Origin of the sequence: Vibrio sp. SCSIO 43137 (assembly GCF_028201475.1) — a bacterium.
In the GTDB taxonomy this organism is placed as follows: Bacteria; Pseudomonadota; Gammaproteobacteria; order Enterobacterales; family Vibrionaceae; genus Vibrio.
On record NZ_CP116383.1, the window covers coordinates 2152007 to 2174464 of the forward strand.

13 protein-coding genes are annotated in these 22458 nt (G+C 45.3%); 3 read left to right on the forward strand and 10 right to left on the reverse strand.

Annotation, left to right across the window (positions count from 1 at the left end; all coding sequences use genetic code 11):
• Position 1: 1 nt before the first annotated feature.
• The 4 genes from PK654_RS10035 to PK654_RS10050 are packed head-to-tail and all read right to left on the reverse strand — an operon-like array spanning position 2 to position 7434.
• Positions 2-1405 (reverse strand): type II and III secretion system protein family protein, encoded by a 1404-nt coding sequence (locus PK654_RS10035; RefSeq protein ID WP_271695652.1) that lies wholly within the window; start codon positions 1403-1405, stop codon positions 2-4.
• Positions 1406-1423: 18 nt separating this feature from the next.
• Positions 1424-2281 (reverse strand): Flp pilus assembly protein CpaB, encoded by an 858-nt coding sequence (gene cpaB / locus PK654_RS10040; protein ID WP_271695653.1) that lies wholly within the window; start codon positions 2279-2281, stop codon positions 1424-1426.
• A 16-nt stretch (positions 2282-2297) separates the two neighbouring features.
• Positions 2298-2483, reverse strand: a complete 186-nt coding sequence (locus tag PK654_RS10045) for a Flp family type IVb pilin (protein ID WP_271695654.1) — start codon at positions 2481-2483, stop codon at positions 2298-2300.
• Positions 2484-2535: 52 nt separating this feature from the next.
• On the reverse strand, positions 2536-7434 hold the full coding sequence (locus PK654_RS10050; RefSeq protein ID WP_271695655.1) for a DUF1566 domain-containing protein: 4899 nt from the start codon (positions 7432-7434) through the stop codon (positions 2536-2538).
• Between the two features lie 151 nt (positions 7435-7585).
• On the opposite strand from PK654_RS10050, the gene PK654_RS10055 reads away from it, so the two are divergent.
• Positions 7586-9613: a hypothetical protein gene (locus tag PK654_RS10055; protein WP_271695657.1), complete on the forward strand. Its 2028-nt coding sequence runs from the start codon at positions 7586-7588 to the stop codon at positions 9611-9613.
• 47 nt (positions 9614-9660) lie between these two features.
• Here the strand turns inward: PK654_RS10055 and PK654_RS10060 are convergent, their stop codons facing one another.
• The 6 genes from PK654_RS10060 to PK654_RS10085 form a co-directional block, all read right to left on the reverse strand.
• Positions 9661-10431 carry a sulfite exporter TauE/SafE family protein gene (locus PK654_RS10060; RefSeq protein ID WP_271695658.1) on the reverse strand — a complete coding sequence of 257 codons (771 nt, stop codon included), beginning with the start codon at positions 10429-10431 and terminating at the stop codon, positions 9661-9663.
• A gap of 105 nt (positions 10432-10536) precedes the next feature.
• Positions 10537-12225: an EAL domain-containing protein gene (locus PK654_RS10065; RefSeq protein ID WP_271695660.1), complete on the reverse strand. Its 1689-nt coding sequence runs from the start codon at positions 12223-12225 to the stop codon at positions 10537-10539.
• Between the two features lie 203 nt (positions 12226-12428).
• Complete coding sequence (locus PK654_RS10070) at positions 12429-14516, reverse strand: EAL domain-containing protein (RefSeq protein WP_271695661.1); 2088 nt, start codon at positions 14514-14516, stop codon at positions 12429-12431.
• 8 nt (positions 14517-14524) lie between these two features.
• Positions 14525-17299, reverse strand: coding sequence for a response regulator (locus PK654_RS10075; protein WP_271695662.1), 2775 nt, complete (start codon positions 17297-17299; stop codon positions 14525-14527).
• On the reverse strand, positions 17300-17857 hold the full coding sequence (locus tag PK654_RS10080; protein ID WP_271695663.1) for a YfiR family protein: 558 nt from the start codon (positions 17855-17857) through the stop codon (positions 17300-17302). It abuts the gene before it with no gap.
• A 9-nt stretch (positions 17858-17866) separates the two neighbouring features.
• Entirely contained in the window at positions 17867-19882 is a 2016-nt protein-coding gene (locus PK654_RS10085) for a TonB-dependent receptor plug domain-containing protein (protein ID WP_271695664.1), read from the reverse strand.
• Positions 19883-20326: 444 nt separating this feature from the next.
• Here PK654_RS10085 and PK654_RS10090 point away from each other — a divergent pair, with 444 nt between their 5' ends.
• Positions 20327-21466 (forward strand): PfkB family carbohydrate kinase, encoded by a 1140-nt coding sequence (locus PK654_RS10090; protein WP_271695666.1) that lies wholly within the window; start codon positions 20327-20329, stop codon positions 21464-21466.
• A complete protein-coding gene (locus tag PK654_RS10095) occupies positions 21460-22374 on the forward strand; it encodes a pseudouridine-5'-phosphate glycosidase (RefSeq protein ID WP_271695667.1) in 915 nt (304 codons plus the stop codon). The genes PK654_RS10090 and PK654_RS10095 overlap by 7 nt, the downstream gene beginning before the upstream one ends.
• Positions 22375-22458: the final 84 nt, after the last annotated feature.

A 22458-nucleotide genomic window follows, 5' to 3' on the forward strand; every position in this document is an offset into this window, starting at 1 on the left:
CTCAGTAGTAGAATCCGTTATCACCCAACAGGCGCGGTTTGTTGTTATCAGTAAAGGTTTTCTTTTTCGATGATGATGAAGCTTGCTCCGCAGGCAGTGCCAGCAAGCGCTCCAGATCACTTTGAGGAATAATGTTATCTGTCGGCAGCGGCAGGCTGTTATTGCGCAGCGGCTTAACCAGATAAGCAGTAGCAATAATCACCAGTTCGGTTTCCCTGCGCTGATATTCTGTTGAGCGGAAAAGGCTACCTAGAATAGGAATATCTCCGGCACCGGGCAGTTTTTGCAACTGCTCTATTTCACTACTTTGCAATAGTCCGCCCAGAGCAAAACTCTGACCACTTGCCAGCTCAATGGTTGTTGATGCCCTCCGGGTTGTGAAAGAAGGAAATACATTGCCATTGACACTGACCTGATTTTCTACCGATACACTGCTGACTTCTGGTGCAACCTCAAGGCTGATTCTGTCCGGTCCAAGCACAGTCGGTTTAAACCTAAGGTTCACACCGTAGTCACGATAATCTACCGACGCGGTATTGCCCTGAATCAGAGGAATAGGAATAGTGCCGCCAACCAAAAAGTTGGCTTCTTCGCCGGCCATGGAAGTCAAATTAGGTTCCGCCAGAATAGACATAGCACCGTCACTGGCCAGAGCATCAACCAGGGCGTTCAAATTGGGAGTTACCCAGCTTTCGCCAAACTTAATATTGGAAAAAGTAAAACTCCCCGCTGCATTGATGCCGTTTTGTAACGATCCCCACTTAATGCCCAGTTTATTTGAGACATTACGTGATACCTCTGCAATCCGGACTCTAAGGTTTACCTGAGTAGGCATGGTGACAACCATTTGGTTTATCAGCTTCTTTTCATTACGGCTATTGCTGTTTTGACTAGCAGAGTTTGTTGACCCGGAGTTGCTACTGTCAGAATCAGAAGAGTTATCGTCGCTTTTTGTTACAGCTAGTTTTGGGGAAAGGTATCCCCGGGCTAAATTTTCAATACTGTATGCCATAACTGGCGTCGGAACGGTCCCTTTCAGCCAGAGCTTTCCACCTAAAGATTCAGAGTGTACCGAAGCTTCCGGAAACTGAACCTTAATCACGGAGTCAAGCTCTTTAGTATCATGAACAACCCGGATTTTGCTATTATAGATTACTTTCTCTTTATCATTAAGAATGGTGATGCTTGCTGTACCTGAATCCTTACCGAATACCATTATCTTGGTATTCGTCATTGGCTGGTAATCTGCTATATGGGTATTCGAAATAAAAATAGACTTTGCCTTTTCCGGCAGTGTCACCATTTTTGCTTCGTTAATATTGACCTCAAATGTTGATGCTAAAGAGACAAAAGAGATCAGAAAACCGGGAAGAAACAGGCTCCACCAGTAATATTTTCTTTTCATTATTTTTCCCTACTGCTGCTACTTCTTACTTGCACTGTTGGCTCTGAGTTGTACCAGACCCACATCCGGTGCTATCAGTTTGCTGTCAGGATTCACCAGTTTTGATGTAACTGTATAGGCTTGTTCCGGAGTCTGGGGAGCGCCGGACTCTGCTACACTTCTCAGAGAAAGTGTCAACTTGCCTAATTGATTAGCCAGTACAATTTGCGTTGCTTGCTCAGGCGTTACTTCTAGTGAAACTGAACTGTTTTCCGGAACTTGTGTGTTCAATGAACGGCGCTGATCCTGAAAATCTTCAGTGTTATCAAGTTGGTTAAATGCCAGTACCCTGACCTGAGTAGCAATAGTGCTTACATAAAGGCCTTCAACCAGATTGTCGTACTTTTTCAACTCACTGATTTTTGAGCCTAAAAGCAGGATATCTACTTTGTCACCCGGCAGGATAAAACCAGAGTTAGCCGTCACTTGATCAACAGGTACTGAGATAGCCCTAAAACCTTGTCTGACTTTCGTTGCCAGAGAGAATGAGCCTTCAGGCCGGGTAATATCAGCCATAGACAGAACTTGTCCCTTCTTTATTGCCACATGAGCAATACCTGCCTTGAGCTGGTCAGATCCGATGCTCTCGCGGGTGATATAGTCGATATACTTGTCCAACTCTGGCCTTTCTACCGATTGCCAACGGAACATAGTTGGCGAATACACTTCTCCGGGCACGATACTCTGATCTGCAACCAGTACAGTTACTGCCTCGATAACCGGCTCACTTTTCTGAACCAAATGGGACTGTTGTTCATTTCCGCCGTTCAGTATAAGAAGGACAACTCCCACTACTGACACAATCAGAGATAACAACATTAAGCGTTTAGCAGTCATTCTATTTCCCTAATCTTTAATTTCCTGAATCCTGCTGACTTTTGCTCAGTGACTCTACGACTGAGTTATAAGTGTCGTTAAGTGCTTTAGTTAACTTACCCTCATTGCCTCCGACCATGGTTAAAAGAACCACTGACATAGCTGCGGCTAAAATGGCGTACTCAATTGCTGCAGCTCCACGCTGCTTTTTACGAAAAAACATTAATTGACTCCTGAAATGAAAGGTTTCAGCCCCTCAGCGGGGCTGATTGTTTTTATTTTGAAATTAATCGGTATAAATAGGCGCTAGAAGAAAAGTGATACTCGTCATCTGCCTCACCTTCTTTGAAATCAACAAAGTAGATTCGGTTGCTATCAGATTCATCAGTTACGTATTTCTCTTCATTGTTGTAGCTTGTTTTACTGACATCATTGTGAGTAAACACCGTTGTGTTAATCGGAATCAGGCTAAGCATCTGCGCCTGAGTCGGCAGAGCCCAGTTAGATTTTCCGCAACTACTGTTGGTATTCATCGTGCCAATAAGGGTATTGACCTCGGCCAGCTTCTTATAACGTTCTGATTCTGTGGCATTTTGGAACAGTTGCCATATCTCTCCGTTATCAGCATTCTTAGCGCATACTGCGCTTGACCTGTCAGACACAGTATTGCCATCAGTATCCAGGTATACCCAGCTTGTCGGGGTTTCTCTTACCAGTCTGGCCAGAATTGCCCTGGTATCGCTACTGGATGGATTGCTGCTGTAGTAATCTCTTGATGTGTTACCTGAATAAGTCGTTGCGTACTTAATGACATACTGGCGATCACTATAAGACTTATGTGACACACTCGACCAATAGTAGAAATGCACCCCACCAGAGCTGGTACTCTTGTCGTAGTCAGGGTTCAGAGCTCTATGGTTAGGGAAAACATTGACGTCCAGCGTTGGTGAGGATACTCCTGACACTGTAGCTGTAGGTAAGGTAGTTAAATGAGCGGTATGCGGAACAATCCAGTCATTGTAGCCACAGTAATTTTTGCTGTTTGCATTTTCCAGATAACCACCTGCACCAAGAAGGCTTGGGTTACCCGAACCGGCGGCATCGTAAGCTAGATCATCTTTCCCTTTAGGCAAACCGTCCCTAAGCAGAGTCCAGACACGTTTTTTACTTCCCTGGTCAGTATCCAGAACACAGCGCCAACCCTGAGCGAAACTAGCCGCTTTTGGCATATAACGGCCAAGAATATCCAGTTTAGCAAAGCGTCCATCTATTAATGAATCCGCTTCAGAGACAACATAACCAGCCGTATTTGCCCGGTTTAAACCATCCACAGCAGTATTATGCAGTGAATCGACATCGTTCAGATTAACAACTGTTGTCATCTCTGTAGTTAAGGAAGTCAGCAGTCCGGACAGTACTGAAAAACGATCCACCAAGGCACTATTGCTGTCTGCCAGCTTATTTTTCAGCCCTTCAACTGTTGCATGATCTGCTTCGATAATGGCAAGCGCCTGATAAAACGCCATTGTTGCCTGATGTATCGCCTGCCCTGCCGATGCAGAAGAGAGTGTCGAATCTGCAGATGTCATCTCATCAGAGTTCTGTTGCATCAGCGCAAGTTTATTGGCAAAAGAACTTGCCTCAATACCAGCCTGCAGAGCGACACCGTTTTCTGCTACCAGAGCTGCCTGAGCCTGATACTCAGCTACCTTAGTGATAAAGCTGTTTGCATCAGAATCACTGCGGTTAGCTGCCATCTTTGCTTCAAAAAGGAAATTTGTCAGCTTATTGTCTACAGCAGCTTTTTCTGTATCCCATAACGCCTTAGTAGCCGATAATGAAATACGCTTACTTTCAGCTTCTGTAGCCAGTACCGAATAAGCTTTACTCTTATTCTTATCTTCACTGACCCAAGTGGTTAAAAAGCTCTCTAAACCACTAATTTCAGTATCTTGAGAACTAACATGACTCTTAATTGCATTTAGTTCAGAAGTTACCTTGCTCAGAAGAGATGCACTATCTGCTAGTTTCCATTTAGGAAACGCATAGACTCGATAGTAGTCAGGAACAGGAATTACAACGCCATTTTGATAGGTAACCAGATTTCCATTATCATCAGCCCATAACCTCTGACTGTCATTAATCAGATCAGAACTAATATGTGAAGGCAAGGTGTCGGCTCCCCGGGCTGATAAGGCCACCACTTCAGTAGCGGTTACTAACGACCAGCCTTCTATCCCACAAGCTGACAGTTTGGCTATATCCGGGAAAATATCATCTCGTTTATTTTCGTAATAACCGATGTCGTTTGCCCAGTACAAGGGTTCGCCTTTACCTTCATCGTCGTACTCGGCAATACAGTTCATGTTATATGTACTCCAGCCGTTACCGCTAAAAGTACTGGTACTAAAATCCGCAGCCCTATCGTATGTATTCATAGGCACATACTTAATCGCTTCAAATTGACCGGAAATACCCGTAGCCCATAGAACATCGCCGGTACGGTTAGTTTTTCCGTCAATAGCATTCTCTTTCAGCCTTACACCAACGTTAGCCTTATCGTATGCCTGCGGACCTACAAACTGAGGATTAGTCTTTGCCGTAGTCCATGTAGCTCCTTTATCTACAGTGAACTCGTAGTGAGAAGCTTGATCAAACTCCACACTTTCGCTGGCAATAGTCGCCGTTACATTGGCCCAGCCAAAACCATTGTTTTTAATTTTGGCTGCGTTAGTTAATGTTCCGGAAGCTGGCGCCGGCAAGGCAGGAACTTTTGTAAACGCATCAGCAGTTAAGGCTGCTGCACCAGCTGGCATACCATTACTATTATTGGCTTTTACTCTTAACTTGATTTCACCGGCAGACTTTGCAATATCACCAACATTAATTGGCTTAGCTGTTACCGGGCTCCAGTTAGAACCAGAATCGAGAGACCACTCGTAAAATGCAAAGCCATCAAAACCGCTTACGAAGCTCCAATCCAGAGTGTCAGCCGAATCATCAACAACCAAACCAGAAGGTGCGACAGGCGCATCCGGTTGTTTAGTCAGCGCAACCTGATTAGAAAGGATCTGTCCGGCTAATCGGCCCGTTACCGGATCAGATTTAACGCGAACCTCAAGGTCACCAATAGCGTAATCACGATCCTCAACGATTACTGGTTTAGCTGAAACAGTTTGCCAGCTACCGGACTCTATACGTAACTCATAATCAGACGGGTTAGTAAATCCACTCACCCAGTCCCAGTTAAACGTATTTTGTGCATCATTCACTTGTCCGTTAGAAGGAGAAGCAGGTTGCGGCGGCGTCTCGGAAAAAGCTTTATCAGAACAAAGAGAGCTACCCGTTTCATTTTCGGCAGCAGCTTTTACTCGGACACAGATAGCGCCAATTGCAAAGTTACTGTCTGGAATTGGCTGAGGATTAGCTGAACTATCCTGGAAGCTAATGCCACCGTTAGTTGAATACTGGTAATCACTGGCATTGCTATAGCCAGTGACTATGGTCCAGCCAAACAGGTTTCCGGCATCGTTTACAGACGGGTTAGTAGGTGCGACAGGTTTATTTTTAGCTTTAGTAAACTGCCCGGAAACAGTAAGAACAGCACCAGCCTGCCTTCCTGTATTTGCGTCAGCTTTAACTCTTATTTTGATTGTGTTAGCGGCAATATTGACATCACCAATTTGATAAGGGTGCGCGGTAACGTCCTGCCATGTTGAACCAAGGTTAATTTCATAGTCTTGCGGATTATCAAATCCCGAAACATAGTTCCAAAGCAAAATATCAGAGTCATCATCAATACGGTTCAGTGTTGGGGCAACAGGAGTAGCAGGGGTCACTGTCATTGGTACAGTAGACTTAACTGTCAGGCCTGCCGGCTGAGCACTCTCAGCATTTGCTTTAACCCTTAGTTTCAATTGGCCTGCGGCAATGGCGATATCGGCTACTGGCTGAGGTTTTTCCGAAACATTTAGCCAGTGAGTGCCACCATCAACTGTGTATTCATAAGCTGAATTTTGGGTGAATCCCGGAGTGTACTGCCAGTCAAAACTGTTAGCTGCATCATTAACCGTTAAAGAGGCAGGAGCAGCGGGAACCTCGGTTTCGGTGTAAGCCTGAGCAGATTTCAGGGCTTTACCACTGGCAATATCGTTCTCAGGCTGAGCTTTTACGCGAACCTGAACACTCCCTTTAGCATAGGCGTTTTCACCTACATTAATCGGTTTCTCAGTAACAACCTGCCAATTCTGTCCGTTATCAGTGGAGTACTCATAATCACTTGCGTTGTTATGAGGAAGAACAAAGCTCCAGTCAAACGTATCCGCAGTATCATTAACTACTCCGTTCTTGGGAGCACGGGGAACATTCTGAATTTTGCCACCTTTAATTTCATCAGGATTGATTTTTACATCATCACGATAATCACTGGCAAGTTGGTCTAACACTTCATCTGTGTTAGATGCACCGTCTGAAATCTGGTCGGTCCGTTGCTTCATACCAGCCACATCCAGAGAGGCAAGACGTTGAATTGACCCTTTACGTGCGTCACTTTGGCTTACACCACTGTCAACAGATTCCTGCTGAGCTTCCTGCATAACACGGGTAATTCCGCGTGCCAACATATGCACTTCGCGGCTCTGCTGCGATGAGCCTGCAACATAGTCAGACGTGATCACAGTGCTGGTAACATTTAGGTCATCTGCCAGATTGATTGCCGCCTGATCAAAGCTAACACCTGATGTTTCTGCGAGACTGGAAATCATAGAAGTCATAGGACTAACCACTTGTGGGCTAGTAGAAGGGGTTTCCAGTGTAAAAGCTTTGCTTACGGTCTGATCAGGAGAGTCCATATCGATGGTGACTCCGGGAACGGCTTCCACAAGAATAGTCAGCCCGTCAGCCCCATCGCCTATTTCGAGTTCATAACGACCTCTATTATCCGTCTGTGTGATAACACCATCAGCAGCATCACAAAATGCATTGTCATTTCTGTCAATACAAACATTGGCTTTATAGAGGTAACCATCCAGAACAACACCAGATAGAGTCGAGCTACTCGGGTTTATTGAAGGGGGACTAAGCTTAGGGTCAGGGTCATTTCCACCACCACATCCAGCTAAGGTGAGCAAGAGCACTGTTGCACCCGCTTCCTTTTTGTAATGCCGTATTTCCATGTTTCTATGTGCCTCCTATGAGCACTCCTGTTCGGTCAAGGTCGCAAATACTAATCTAAATGATATTTATTATCAATATCATTTGACTACTTTATCGGCGAGTGATTAAATATTTATTACTTACCTAACAAACTGTTAAAACTGAAAAATTATGATGATGTCTAAAGAAAATAACGTTAGTCGTCTGGCTTTAAGCATTTCCGGAGTACTGCTTTTATCCGCATGTGGAGGAGGTTCAGGCTCTTCCGGAACCTCCAATAATGCTACCTATGCATACCAGAGCTTAAATGCATGTGCTGATACAAATCTGGATGGGCAATGTAATGAAGCAGAGCAAGAGATCAAAGCCACATCTTCCTACTCAAGAGTGTTAGACGTTGATGGTGCTTTATTAACAGCACCGGCAGAAGCTAGCATTATCACCCCTTTTACGACCTTGCTACATAGTGAAATGTTGTTTAATCCGACTCTGAAAGGTAGCTTAAGCAACGCTCAGGTATATCTTCAGAAAGTTTTGGGCGATCATGTCAACGTAGACTTCTCTACGCTAAACCGCAACCATGGGCCACAAGACGCTACCCAAACCCTGCTAAAATCACTGAAACAGGCGCAGGATCAGGGAACTCAGTCACCATTATTAAATATTGCTCATGCCCTTGATGTCATGATTGCAAAGAAGACACTGGATTTATCTTCAGTTGACCTTAAAAAAGAGACTAACCGTCATACCTCTTATGACGAGCAGTTCACTATCCATGGTTCTCAGAATGAAGCTTCACTGGTTGGGGCAAAATCTATCACTTACAACCCAGCAAACAATCAGATAGTTTTTCTTGATTCATCAGACGAAATTAAACAACTTGATACGGCAAACAGTAACAGCAGTTCTTTATCCCTGACAGCAAGTACATTTAGTTCTGATAACCAAAAATCATATGTTGATGACGATGATGATGATGGCGATGATGATGACCATTACAGTGGGGGAAATATCACCAATGTCCCGGGCTATACCACAGGTGGTACTACCCGTGTAATTCAGGTTTCTCCGCTACTTAATAGCGTTCAATCCTATAAAGTCCTCCAGCCAACAGGGAGTTCTACTGCAAGCACAACTTGCGCTACCAGCGGAAACACAGGTATTTTTCTTACCAGTTTGACTGACAGCGGAAAAAGTGCGTCAAGCAGCCAACCAACCACCACGAGCTACTCGGGTATTGATTCTTTTGCCAGCGCGTCCGGAAGTACTGGTATAGTGCTTCCGCCTCCTCCACCTACACCGGCGCCACTCTCTTCAGAAAGCTGCTTTAATGATAACTTTGAGTGGATAAAACCAATATATGGTCAAGACTATGTCATTGCTGAGCTTGATACTGGCGTGTTTAATGACGATCTCTTGGTTAAACTCACTGCAGATCTTAAGTTAACCGATGATAAATATACACTGAGCAGTAATGACAATATTTTTGTCGCCTCTCCGGACGGTAGTAAAATGCTGGTTCTCGCTGATAGTGTAAACCAGCCGGCAAAAATAATTGATTTGGCGACCATGAACGCTTCTTACTCTGTTAGTGTTAGCAATCCTTACCGGGCAGCATTTGCCAGCGGAAATCAAATTGTGTTCGGTGTCCGGTCTCCCGATAAAGTTGTCTGGGTAGATGACTCTCTTGCCTCAACGGAGTTAGGCTCACTTGATGTAGACAGCAGTATACGTCACGTCTCTTCTTCTCCGGACGGAAAGTACAGTGCAGTGGTAACAAACACCTCTTTGTACCTGTTGGATAATACCAGCCGCACACAAATTGATAAGTTTACAATATCCGGAACAAGTGTCGTTGAGCTGTTTGTACTGAAAGATAAAGCCATAACTGTGCATAACAACAGCATCCACTATTTCCAGTTTTCCGGAATTCAGGGATCGCCCCTTAAAGTCGCGGCACAAGCCATGACTCCTGATTTATTGCAGAAATGGGATGACTCATCTGTTACCCACTGGGGCACGACAAACCTTGGATACATTCTGGAAAATACCGGTACCAATGCAGACGCTGCCGCCAAGTTTGATTCTATAACTGTTAGCTGGCTTCCTGTTGGCGTCACGGAGAAGAGTAAGGTAACCGGAGTTCAGTTAAGCGGACTGGACAGAGGTGAATGGGTCACTGTTCTTAAAGCTTTCTAAGCGGTAGCCAATAGCTCTGCAGAGTAACTCTCCGCAGAGCTATTGAGCTAAATATAAACATCCCAGAAAAAATAGATAGTCGTGGTGACACTTATCAGCAATACCAGTTGGCGGATTCTCTGTTGCGATACCTGCCTTGAGATATGAGCAGCAGCATAACCACCTATTAACGCACCCACCATAACAACAAACCCTGCATACCAGTCAATAACATCCTGAATACAAAACACCACAATCGCCGTGGCAGAAACAGAGGTGGAAACCAGCAACTTGATGCCGTTCATCAGATTGATATCAGAGTAGCCCGCCAGCGCAAGATAACTGAGACTCACAATACCGAGACCCGCGTTAAAAAATCCGCCATAAGCAGAAACCAACAGCAAAAGCGCCGAAAGTAACAGGCCTATGACCCCTGACCCATGGCTATATCTTCCGGAAACCGAATTAAGTAGTTGATTAAGTTTTCCACCAGTGAGAAACAACAGGGTTGCGAACAGTAAAAGCCAGGGAATTGCCTGCATAAACACATTTTCCGGGGTGCTCAGCAAAAGAATAGCGCCCGCTGTACCGCCCAGAAAGCTCAACACCAGCACTTTAACCACACTGTTACTGTCAGAGGCTATTTCCCGCCGGAAGGCATATGCTCCGCTCATATATCCGGCACAGGATGCAAAGGTGTTGGTTGCATTAGCCATTACGGGCGGAACCCCCACCAGCAGCAGAGCAGGAAAAGTAATAAAACTACCGCCTCCGGCAAGGGAGTTCAGAGTTCCGCCGGCGATTCCGGCTAAAAAAAGAATAAGACTATCGATAATCACCCTGCCTCTCCATGGCTTATTAGTGATGTTTCCGGGCTTCGATCCCGGCTGGAAGAGTTAGCTTGAAGGGTTTTAAATGGAAACGCAATAAGACAAAAGCTCAGGTCAGGCTCTTTTCTCCGACAACCAGATATTAAAATCTGTGCTTAACTCAAAGGCATCCTCCGCCAGAAGCGGACTGGACATCAGGTATCCTTGTAAGGTTGAGACATCCATTTGATTGAAGATTTGCAGCATATCGACTGTCTCAATTCCTTCAACTGTAATGGAAACACTCTTATCAGAACAAATTTTTGTCAGGAACTTCATATAGTGCAGAGGTTCATTTGCTCTCATTACCTCATTTGCCAGCTCTTTATCTATTTTTACCTGATCAAAAGGGAGCTTAAAAAAGCTGGTTAACGAGCTATATCCCGCACCGAAATCATCCATCGCTAATGTAAAACCAATGGCTTTAAGCTGTTCCATCTGCGAACGGGCATGATGCTGATTATCAATTAATACTGATTCTGTCAGCTCAAGTACAACCATTTTAGGATCAACACCTGTACTCTTAACAATGTCCCTCGCCCGTCCGGGAAACAGCCCGTCTAACAGCTGCAGAGCAGAAACATTGACATTAATCCTGACGTCACTACCCCATTTATTATTGTACTGCTGGATAAACTGGCAAGCCTGCTGCAATACGCTCTCACCGAGGTGAGAGATCAATCCCTGCCTTTCCGCTACAGGTATAAACTCATCGGGATAGATTTTGCCTATATCGGAGCGCTCCCAACGGGCGAGTGCCTCAAAACTTAACAATGAATTTGTCTTTGCACAGGTAATCGGTTGTAACCTGATTGAGATATCTTTGCTTTCTATTGCTCTTCTTAGTTCACTTTCGATATAGAAAAAATGCTCAACTTTTACCTTGTTTGTCGCATTGCATATCGCCCATCTTGCCGGCTCATGGCGATAGGCGTACTCACAGGTTTTCGACGCCCAACTGAAAACATCTGTGGCGGACTTACTTCCGGCAAGATGCTGAAAAGCACCGACGTAAACTTCCCCGGCGTAGAGCTGCCGGGACTGGTTTGAGAGAGAGTGAAACAGAGCGACAAAAGACTGCAAACTTTGCGCCAAATCTTCATCGCTTATCCGGCCGGTGATAAGCACTGAAAAACTATCAGTACTGTTTCTGTAACATTCACACTTGAACTGTTCAAAAACAGACAGGCAGGTCACCATCTGCTCAACAATTTCTTCAATAACCGCATCACCGTAACGATTGATATAAGATTTTATTTTATCCAGATGAATGTGAATAAGGGTGGAGTTACACTGCAGGGCGTCCAGATCTTCAATTAACTTTGCGTGGTTAGGAAGTCCGCTGGCCTTATCATAGTAAGCCAGATTATGAACGTAGGCCTCCATCTTCTTCTGCTCGGTAATATCTATGTGGTTACCAACCATATAATAATGGTCACCATCTTTCTTCACTACCCCGGTAGCTTCAATCCAACAAAAACTGCCATCTTCTCTGAGCACACGATATTGATTTACAATCCGTTTGTTCAGATCGCCGCCTTTGGCATAATGATCCAGAAGATGTTTAAAATCTTCTTTATCTGAGGGATGAACCCGCTCTACCCAGTCTGATAACTGAGCATCATTAATAGCTAAACCGAACTGCTGATAAAAAGATTGATTATAGAAAACGATACTTCCTGCCGTATCGGCAATCCACAAACCTTCGTTAGCATTATCAAACAGGCTAATTAAGCGGTCGATAGTTGATTGTGATATTTCCAACGAATCACCAAGCACAAACTGAGCTGTATTATTTTTTTAGTATCTCAGCTTTATAGCACGTGGCTAAGCCTAAACGAAAAGGGTTAATTAAATTTAGTATCGATAACATGCTTTAAGTCAATAATTTACCATGTGACAAAGGAAAACGATCAACCTACTAAAAAGGTTAACCATCAGTAACAAGGTGAAAACTAAGTGAATACTTACATATTAACTCTGACGATATTCCCTCTGTTCTCGATCATCTGCATGATCTCTTCAGCGCTAACCGGCTTGGAGTAGTAATAGCCCTGAATCAGCCCACAGCCATACTGTCTCAGACATTGTGCCTGCTCTCTTGTTTCCACTCCCTCGGCAACGACCTGCAAGCCCAGGTTATCGGCAAAACTGACAATCGATTTTATTATGGCCACATCTTTTGAGTTTGCCGGGATATTATCAACAAATGTTTTATCAATTTTGAGAATCGATATTGGCAAGTTTTTCAGTTGCGACAAAGATGAATATCCGGTACCAAAGTCGTCAATAGCCATACGGATACCCAGATTATCAAGTTCGTCCAGCACATCCGGGCTGCTTTTTTCGCTGTTACCTTCAATAAGGAAATCTTCTGTGATTTCCAGCTCAAACTGATGGGCACATACACCCGCCTGATTCAGCTGTTGCTCGATAAACTGGCTCAGCTCCTGACTATGAAGCTGTCGTCCGGAGACATTAACAGCAATAGACAGGTGTTCACATGAGGTTCCTTTCCAGCTCTGAAGCTGTTTAATCGCATTCACAATGACCCACTTGCCAATAGGAATAATCAAACCTGTCTCTTCTGCCACGGGAATAAACTCTGCCGGAGAAACCGACGGCAAATCTGGCCGGTTCCACCTTAATAAAGCTTCAACGCCGACGACTGTTTCACCATCCGGCTGAACTTTGGGCTGATAGACCAATGAAAACTGCTGTTTCTCCAGTGCTTTACGTAACTCATTTTCCAGTGTCCACATTTTCAGGGTCTGCTCTGTCAGCTCATCTGAATAAAATGCCAGCCTCTGTTCGTCAGAACGTTTAGCCTGATACATTGCCGTATCCGCATTACGCAACAACTCTTCCTGACCAACCCCATTATCCGGATAAAAACTAATACCTATGCTGGCTTCAACGTAGATAGTTTTTCCGGCAATACTAAAAGGTTGCTGGAACAGATTCAGAACCCTGTGAGTAAAATGAATGGCATCCTGCTCATTTTCAATAGCGTCCAGAGTAATGGCAAATTCGTCCCCTCCCAGCCTCGCTACGCCGTCATAACTTCGAATAACACTTTTCAGCCTGCGGGCAACTTCAACCAGTAAGGCATCACCAGCATCGTGTCCAAGTGAATCATTTACATTCTTAAATCTATCCAAATCGATATACAGCAGGGCCACTTTTCTGCGATACCTCTCAGCCCTTAAGATAGCCCGTTCAAGAAGTTGCTGAAACAGAATCCGGTTAGGCAGGTCAGTCAATAAATCGTAATTTGCTACGTGTGAAAGTCTGGCCTGAGACTCTTTCAGTTCTGAGATATCCTGAATGGTTCCCACCAGACTACTGCTGTTTTCCTTTAATTTCTGCCCCTGAATATGGGTATAGATATAATCATTACCGGACAACGCAATTCTGGCGTCAAGAGTGAAGCTGGCTCCCTCTGTAATAGCACGCTGTAGCAACAATTTTAGATTAAGCTGTTCTGTCTTATGCACCAGGCTGACAAAAAGTTCAGCACCATTTTCGTGTCGGGCAGACGAGAGAGATAACATACGCATCGCCTGCCGGGAAAACTTTATCTGCAGACTTTCACAATCCAGTTCCCAGTAGCCAAGGTGGGCGATACGCTGTGCATGCTCCAACTTGTTTTCACTATCCCGCAACGCCTTAAGGTTGCGGCTTGAGCGCATCACGTAACGGACATGATGACTGATTAAAGACCAGTTGATCGGCTTTACCATAAAGTCGGTCGCACCAAGCTCATAAGCCTTCTCAATGGATGCCTTATCGTCCATTCCGGTAATCATGATTATAGGTACATCCTGCCCTATCGCACTTTCCCGTATAAACTTACACACTTCAAATCCATTTAGTTTAGGCAGATCGACATCCAGTAATACTAATGAAAAATTGTGCTCACTGTATAACTCCAGTGCTTCAGCTCCGTCTTCGGCTTCGTAAATGGTATAAAGCTGTTGTGAAGAGAGGGCCTCTCTCAACAGAAGACGGGTCATTTCATCATCATCAACGATCAATATCAGTTTTCTGTCCATAATATTGACTACTCCATGTTTATTCCCATTTCTGAAGGAGCAAGGGATCTGACAGCAAAATACTGAGCTACCCGATCGGCTTCTTCTTCAATTCGTATGGTTAAACCAGCTATGGCTTCTCTGTCTCCGGCGCTCGCAGCTTCTTCTAACTGCCGGCAAAGGGAAGACAATTGCAGAGCTCCTACATTGGCACTGCTAGACTTGAGACTATGAGCAAGGCTTCGGAGCTCTTCAGTATTATCTTCAGCCTGATAACCGTTTAGCCGGCCGCGTGTTTTCTCTAGTGTTGTCAGAAATATACCGACGACTTTATCTATCAATATTTCTGCCTGCTCAGGTTTCAATGCTACAATTTTTTCCAGCGCCTGAGGGTCCACCGGCCTTGGGGGCGCATCTTGCTCGTCCTGCTTTGCGGATTTTGACACAGCACCAGACAACCAAGGTTCAACGGTTTCCACCAGTTGTTCAATGGTAAAGGGCTTACTCAGATAACCGTTCATGCCCGACTCAATACACCTTTCCATATCGCCTTCCATCGCATTAGCCGTTAACGCAATAACCGGCAGAAGACGATTTTCCCGCTTCTCAGCCTCCGCCTCTCTTATTTTCTGAGTGGCAGTCAGTCCGTCCATCACCGGCATCTGAATATCCATCAGGATCAGATCAAAATGCTGTTTAGCTGCCAGCTCGCAGGCCTGTTCCCCGTTTTCAGCCAAAGTCACTTTCAGGCCACACGACTCAAGCATAATCAAAGCGACTTCCTGATTGACCGGATTATCTTCGGCAAGAAGAATATGATAAGGGTGCTTAAAATGACTCACTGGCTGCATTTCTGTCCCTGCAGGCCGGTTTTTCTCTTCCCGTAAGCCAAACAATTCCTCAAGACAGTGATACAACTCTTTTTGCAACACGGGTTTATGTAACACTTTAATATGCTCGCTGTGAACATAGTCGGCCAACTCGTCCCCTGCCGCCAAAAGCAGCACCACATCCGGTGCGTGGGAGACAGAGCTGTTTTGAATTTCATTGGCCAGCAAAACACCATTTAGCCCCCGCATCATTTGCGATACAAAGATAACATCATAGGGAGCCTGATTTTCTTGCCGCGTTTCTACTTTAAGCAGCGCCTGAGCTCCACTACTGGCAATCTCACATTGCAAACCGAACGCAGACAACTGTTCACTCAATACCATGGCGTTAGTCTGTTTATCATCAACCAGCAATATCTGCTTGTTACAATAATCGGATAAGTTCATTGCCTCAGGCATCTGATTTTCCTCAGAGCGGGCCAGATGGACAGTAAATGAAAAACAGCTACCTTCTTTAAGTTGAGAGCGAACCTTCAACTCTCCTCCCATCATCCTTATCAGTTTTCTGGCAATAGAGAGCCCCAAGCCGGTACCGCCGAAGCGCCGCGTTGTAGAGCCATCCGCCTGAGAAAAAGAGCTAAAAATATGACCTATCTTCTCTTCAGCAATTCCGATACCGGTGTCTTCCACTTCAAAGGAGACAAAATGGTGCCCCTGATGAAAATGCTCTTCTACACGAATAACCACCTGACCATGATCGGTAAACTTCAGTGCATTATTGATCAGGTTTCCGAGAATCTGTCTTAGCCTGACAGGATCACCCAGGTAAGAGGTATGCAAACCAGACGGGATAGACAATATTAACTCTATCTTTTTACGGTGCGCCTGATCAGCAAAAAGACTGCCTAAACCTTCAATAAGCTCCCGCAGATCAAACTCAACAGACTCCAGTTCCATTTTGCCGGCTTCTATTTTAGAGAAGTCCAGAATGTCGTTAATGATCGACAGAAGGTTTCGTCCCGAATGATATACCGTCTCAGCATAATGAAACTGGCGTGAATCGAGTGAGCTTTTCAGCAATAGCTCTGCCATACCTAATATTCCGTTCATCGGGGTACGGATTTCATGGCTCATGGTTGCCAGAAATTCACTTTTCGCTTTATTGATCTCTTCCGCGTGTTCTTTTGCCTGTACCAGCTCCTCTGTACGACGGGAAACTTCCTGCTCCAGAGTGTCTCTGTGATCCGCCAGAACTTTGTCTCTCTCCTCTACCTGCTCAAGCATCATATTAAATCCGTCGATAAGCGAACCTATCTCATCCGCCCGCTGGTTAGGAATGCGGATATGATAGTCTTTCTCATCAGATACCCGTTGCATCACTTCAGTAAGCTGAATGATCGGATTAGAGATTGAGCGCTGCATTCTCTCAGAAAACAGATAGGCGAGTATTGTTCCCGCCAGAATACAGAACGGGGCAAACATAAACTGGCTAATCAGATGATCGTCTAACAATTTAAGGTTATCCGCCAGAGCAACATGACCGACCAACTGATTGTCTAGAATAATCGGCTCAAGATGGTAGAATATAGCGCCCTGTTTACCGGCACGGAAAGCATTCAAATCCAGATTATCCCATTGCACACCAGCTAACTGCTTAAATTCGGGTTTGGCGTACTCAGCCAATAGGTTCTCCTGCAAATCGTAGATTCTGGCTAATACGATTTCCGGCTTAGCCTGCAGGCTGTTGAGCGTTTCTCTCGCATCAACCTCATCCATAAAACTGACGGCAGCAGTACTCTGAGAAGCAAGGAGTTTTGCCAGCGTTGCAATCTGATTTTTGCTCGCGTTCAGGTTGTATTGATACTGGATAAAACCGATCAACGCCGTTACCAGCAGAGCCACCAGCGTACCGGACCACAAACCAATTGAGGTTAGCCTGGAGCGTATAGAGGTGTGACTAAACTTACTCATCATTCACTCCTCGCCTTCTACCAGAATCGCTAGCTTAAGCAGCTTGGAGCTCATGGTAAGCTCAGCCTGAGACAGCAAGGTGTTATTTATCTCAAAACCTAACTTTTGCTGCTGCTCAGACAGATTGACCATACCTCCCTGCCGCAGAAAACGGGCATCATCACTGATTGTAAGTACCTGTTTACGATCAATAAGTGACAACACATAGCGATATCGGCGCTTCTCTGACGAACTGATATAAAGCAAATGACATTGGTAAAAATCAGCTTCGAACTTGGGCTCAACGATGGCGACAGAGTGAGTGGAAAGAGGCTTTCCGTTGAGCTTCTTTAACTCTTCAATCGTTTCACCGCTACCGTAAACACAGAGCCTGAAAAGACGCATATTTTTAGCAAGGGTACTTTCCGGCCAGCGGGTAAACTTGGCGATATTGTAGACATACGCCGCCTTAAGGCCGGCAAGATGACCGGAAGCCGGCGTTCCGGGGAATGAAAGCAGTAATAATGGCAGAACTAACCATAGATAGATCTTAAAGCGGGTCCTGCGGATAATCCTACTCATAGGCAGGCACTACCAATGGATGTCCGCTTTAATCAAAAAGCTTCGCTCTATTTTTGATGAGGAAGGCCAGATCTCAGCAATAAACTCCTGCTGAGAAGTATGCAGAAGATTTCGTCCGCTGACAGAGAGTTCTAAATTGCGATTAACCTGCCAGCCATAACGCACATCAGCATTGTATCTCCGCTTAACTCCTCCCGGCTGGTGAAGATTCCACGGACGCTCATCAACATAAAAAAGACGAATATCCAGTTGTTTATCCGGCTGTATATCGTAGCTAGCCCATAGTGATGCCTGATGCTCCGGAGCCCTGCCGGTAATCAGTCCAACCATATCGTCACTAAAGTCATTATATTGACTATCCTTTAGGTCGACCTGTATATAGGTATAACTTATCCGGTAGCGGCTCATTTCTGTTGCCTGCCAGGTGGTAAGTAGCTCTACCCCCTGACCATAGCCATGGATATTATTATCAAGCTTTAGAGGAGCAACGGAAAACAAGGTACCATTGATTGTCTCCATGGTCGTTCCCTGCATCACATAACTTCTGAGATTACTGTAATCGTTATAGTAATAAGCAAGATCAACAGAGAGATCATCTGTTGCCATCCATCTTAACCCCCACTCAAATGCATCGACCTTTTCTGCTGCAAAGTCCTGGTCACCTTCTATTCTGACCAGCATAGGCAAAGGGTTACCATTTCCCGGTGGCAGGGTAAGCAGATCAAAACGTATATCCGTTTCCCCTCTCGAAGGAATTCTTTTCGCTCTCGATAACGCCGACCATACCGTTAACTCATCATCCGGCGACCAACTTGCCCTCAGGCCGGGTTGAATCTCCACATCACTGTATGAATTACCTTCAAACTTAACGCCAAATGTCAGCGTGGTATCCTTCTGTGGAAATGACAGCTTGTTCTGGGCAAACAGATTCCAGATATCTGTATTCTGGTTTTTCTCCTTCACTGAGCCTAACAAACCATCCGTTATCTTGTTTCTGCTATATCTGTACCCTCCTCCCCATATAAGTTCGTTCTCCGCGCTAAACATATACTGGTGTTTAAAATCTAAATCAGCGGTATCCCGCTTATCACCATACTTTAGCTCTTTCCTGTCATAATAATCGTAACGAACATTGACACTGAACTCAGAGTCCAGACTGAAAAACTTGCTCCAGCGTCCTGAAATATTGCCGCCGTCAATGTTTACATCACCATCAACTTTACGAATACCATAAGGTGCCTGAAAAACCGTTGCAGAATGCTCCTGTTGCAGATGATGTTTAAATAACTCACCGTTAATCACCCCTGACACCCCATCATCACCCTGCCAGTCCAGACGAAACCCTGAAGTAACAGAATCTCCGCCATTATTCTGAGTTAATCCATCAATCCCCTTACCTTTATCCAGACTTCGCCCTTTAGCGTAAACTCTTAACTGGCTAGAATCAGAAACCTTGCCCCCCTGGCGGACACTCAGAAGGCCTTGTAACTCATTACCTGCCCCTGCACTGGCATACCCTCCGAGAGTTTCACTCACCTCCCGGGTAATAATATTAATCACCCCGTTTACAGCATTGGTTCCCCACAAGGTCGCTCCCGGACCGCGGATCACCTCTATTCGCTCAATATCCTCCATCACATAATCTAAGTTCTCCCAGTAAACGCCGGAAAAAGTCGGTGTATACACACTACGGCCATCAATCATAACCAGAAGTTTGTTCTCCAGCCGCCCGTTAAAACCCCGTATACCAATTGCCCACTTATTCGGGTCAATTTGCGCCACATCCACCCCCGGCACCAGCCGCAGAGCTTCAGGAATAGAAGTCGCCCCGGAACGCCTGATATCATTCCGGGTTACAACATAGACTGCTGCCGCAGCTTGTGAGAGCTTTTCCCTTTTCTTACTGACTGAAGTCACTTCAATCTGCATCAGCTCTTCTATACTTAACGCCGTTAAGTCCTGCATAGCAGCACTGGCGAGCACACTCATTGGCAGCAGATAGACCAACCCTACCAAGTGTTTCATATCAACATTCCATGGTTGATGAATAAGGGCTGCGGGCATCTCAGGCATAAGCCCTGATTCACAACAGCCCTGTTTGTATTTATAAGTAAAGTATTAGTAAACGGTGATTTAATCTTCAACTCACAACCATTACGCAGCTTGTTTATGTGAGTTTGTGTGCATTAATTAACTTTCTGACAATACAAAACTTGAAGATCTAACGAATTGCACCTATGAAACTAGTGTCTATTGCTATAAAACACACCTTCACTCTTGTCGCTTATTTTCTTCTTTCTCCTCTATTTCCCCCTTTTTCTCGGCCTATCCCCCTCAGTTCCCCTAGTTGCATTGTGAAAATTACTGATAAACCCAGTTGAGCTTCCAAAGCAACGCTTGCTCCTTAAACCTATCTATTTGTGATCATGGACAAAAATCCGACACTTTTCAGGTGCGTAAATTGTAAACATGGTTACTATAGCAAACGATTGTTTGGTTATCGGACAAATGTTTATGACGGAAAAAGAGCAGCAAATTCTTACATTAATCAAGCAGGATCCCATGATCCCCCAGCAACTTCTGGCAGATAAGCTGGGCTGCAGCCGCAGTGCCGTTGCCGGCCATATAATGAACCTGACCCGCAAAGGGTTTATTCAGGGTAAAGGCTATATTATTGCTCCTGACGAATATGCCACTGTTATCGGCGGCGCAAATATGGACCTATGTGGTCGTTCTGAATCCGGCCTGATAGCAGGAGATTCAAACCCCGGAAGCCTGACAAGTAGCGCCGGTGGTGTCGGACGTAATATTGCTGAAAACCTCAGCCGCCTTGGCAGTACAGTTCAGTTTATCGGTGCTCTGGGAGATGACTTGTGGGGAGAGCAGTTGAAAAAAGCTTGCCGTGAAGCAGGTGTTAATGTTGATCACAGCCTGACCATAGCGGGAGCAACCTCCAGCAGTTACCTCTCCATTCACGGACCAGACGGTGAGATGCAACTGGCACTAAACGATATGGCATTACTTGAATCTCTTAACGCCGCTCAGTTGTCACAAAGAGACGGTGTTATCTCACGTTCGACGGTTCTGATTGTGGATGCCAACCTGAGTATTAATGCTCTTGAATACCTTTTTCATGTCCATGGTGACAGTACTATTCTGGTCGATCCTGTCTCATCGGTTAAGGCCTCAAAACTGGTGCCCTTCCTGAACAAGATTCACACCCTTAAGCCAAACAAGCTGGAAGCAGAACTGTTATCCGGAATGACCATAGAGACGGATTCCGATCTCCCTTTGGTTGCCGAAGCGCTGCACAACAAAGGAATCAAACAACTGCTTATCAGCCTTGGAAGCGAAGGCGCCTACTCAAGTGTTAATGGAAAGGGTCGCTTTATTCCTGCTTCAGCCGTTCAGGTCAACAATGTCACCGGTGCCGGTGATGCACTGATGGCCGGATTAGCTCACGGACAATTAAAACACTGGGACTGGGACAAGACTGTCGACTTCGCCCTTGGCGCAGCCCGCTTGGCACTTACCGCCGAAAACACAATTAATTCAACAATTTCTGAACAAGCTGTTCTACGTTTATTAGAGGAAAACTCCCCATGTTAGAAAACTACCTAGATATCCAGCCTGAAGTGGCACAAGCATTAGCTAACAATCAACCGGTTGTGGCACTGGAGTCCACTATCATCTCTCACGGTATGCCCTACCCGAGAAACGTAGAAACAGCACTGATGGTAGAAGAGACCATTCGTGAAAACGGCGCCGTTCCGGCAACGATTGCCATTATTGAAGGACGCCTTAAAGTTGGTCTGGATAAAGAGCAAATCACCTACCTCGGAAAAGCAGGCACAGAGGTTACCAAAGTAAGCCGTCGCGATATTCCGTTTATTGTTGCAGGTAAAAAAGACGGTGCAACTACCGTTGCGGCGACTATGATCCTTGCTGCAATGGCGGGAATTAAGGTGTTTGCTACCGGCGGTATCGGTGGTGTTCACCGTGGCGCTCAGCAAACTTTTGATATTTCAGCAGACTTGCAGGAGCTAGCCAATACTGATGTTGCTGTCGTTTGTGCCGGCGCAAAATCTATTCTGGATCTGGCATTAACACGTGAATATCTGGAAACTCAGGGCGTTCCTGTTATCGGCTATCAGACAGATTCATTACCGGCGTTTTATACCCGTGAAAGTGAGCATGGTATCGACTACCGTTTAGACAGTGCTGAAGAGATTGCAGCCGCACTGAAAGCAAAATGGCAGCTAAACCTTCATGGTGGTGCGGTGATTGCCAATCCAATCCCGGAACAGTTTGCCATGCCTTCAGAAACCATCAATGGTGCAATTGAACAAGCGCTGAATGAAGCTGAAGAGCAAGGTATTTTCGGTAAAGAATCGACCCCGTTCCTGCTGGCAAGAGTTTGTGAACTGACAGGCGGAAACAGCTTAGACTCTAACATTCAACTGGTGTTAAACAATGCCCGTCTGGGCGCTCAAATTGCAGCCGAGTACTGTAAGTAAACTGGGCCCGCAATAATCTAAGCCACTCAGAACAAAAAACCGATACCCGCTCAGCCGGTATCGGTTTTTTTACTTTACCTTAAT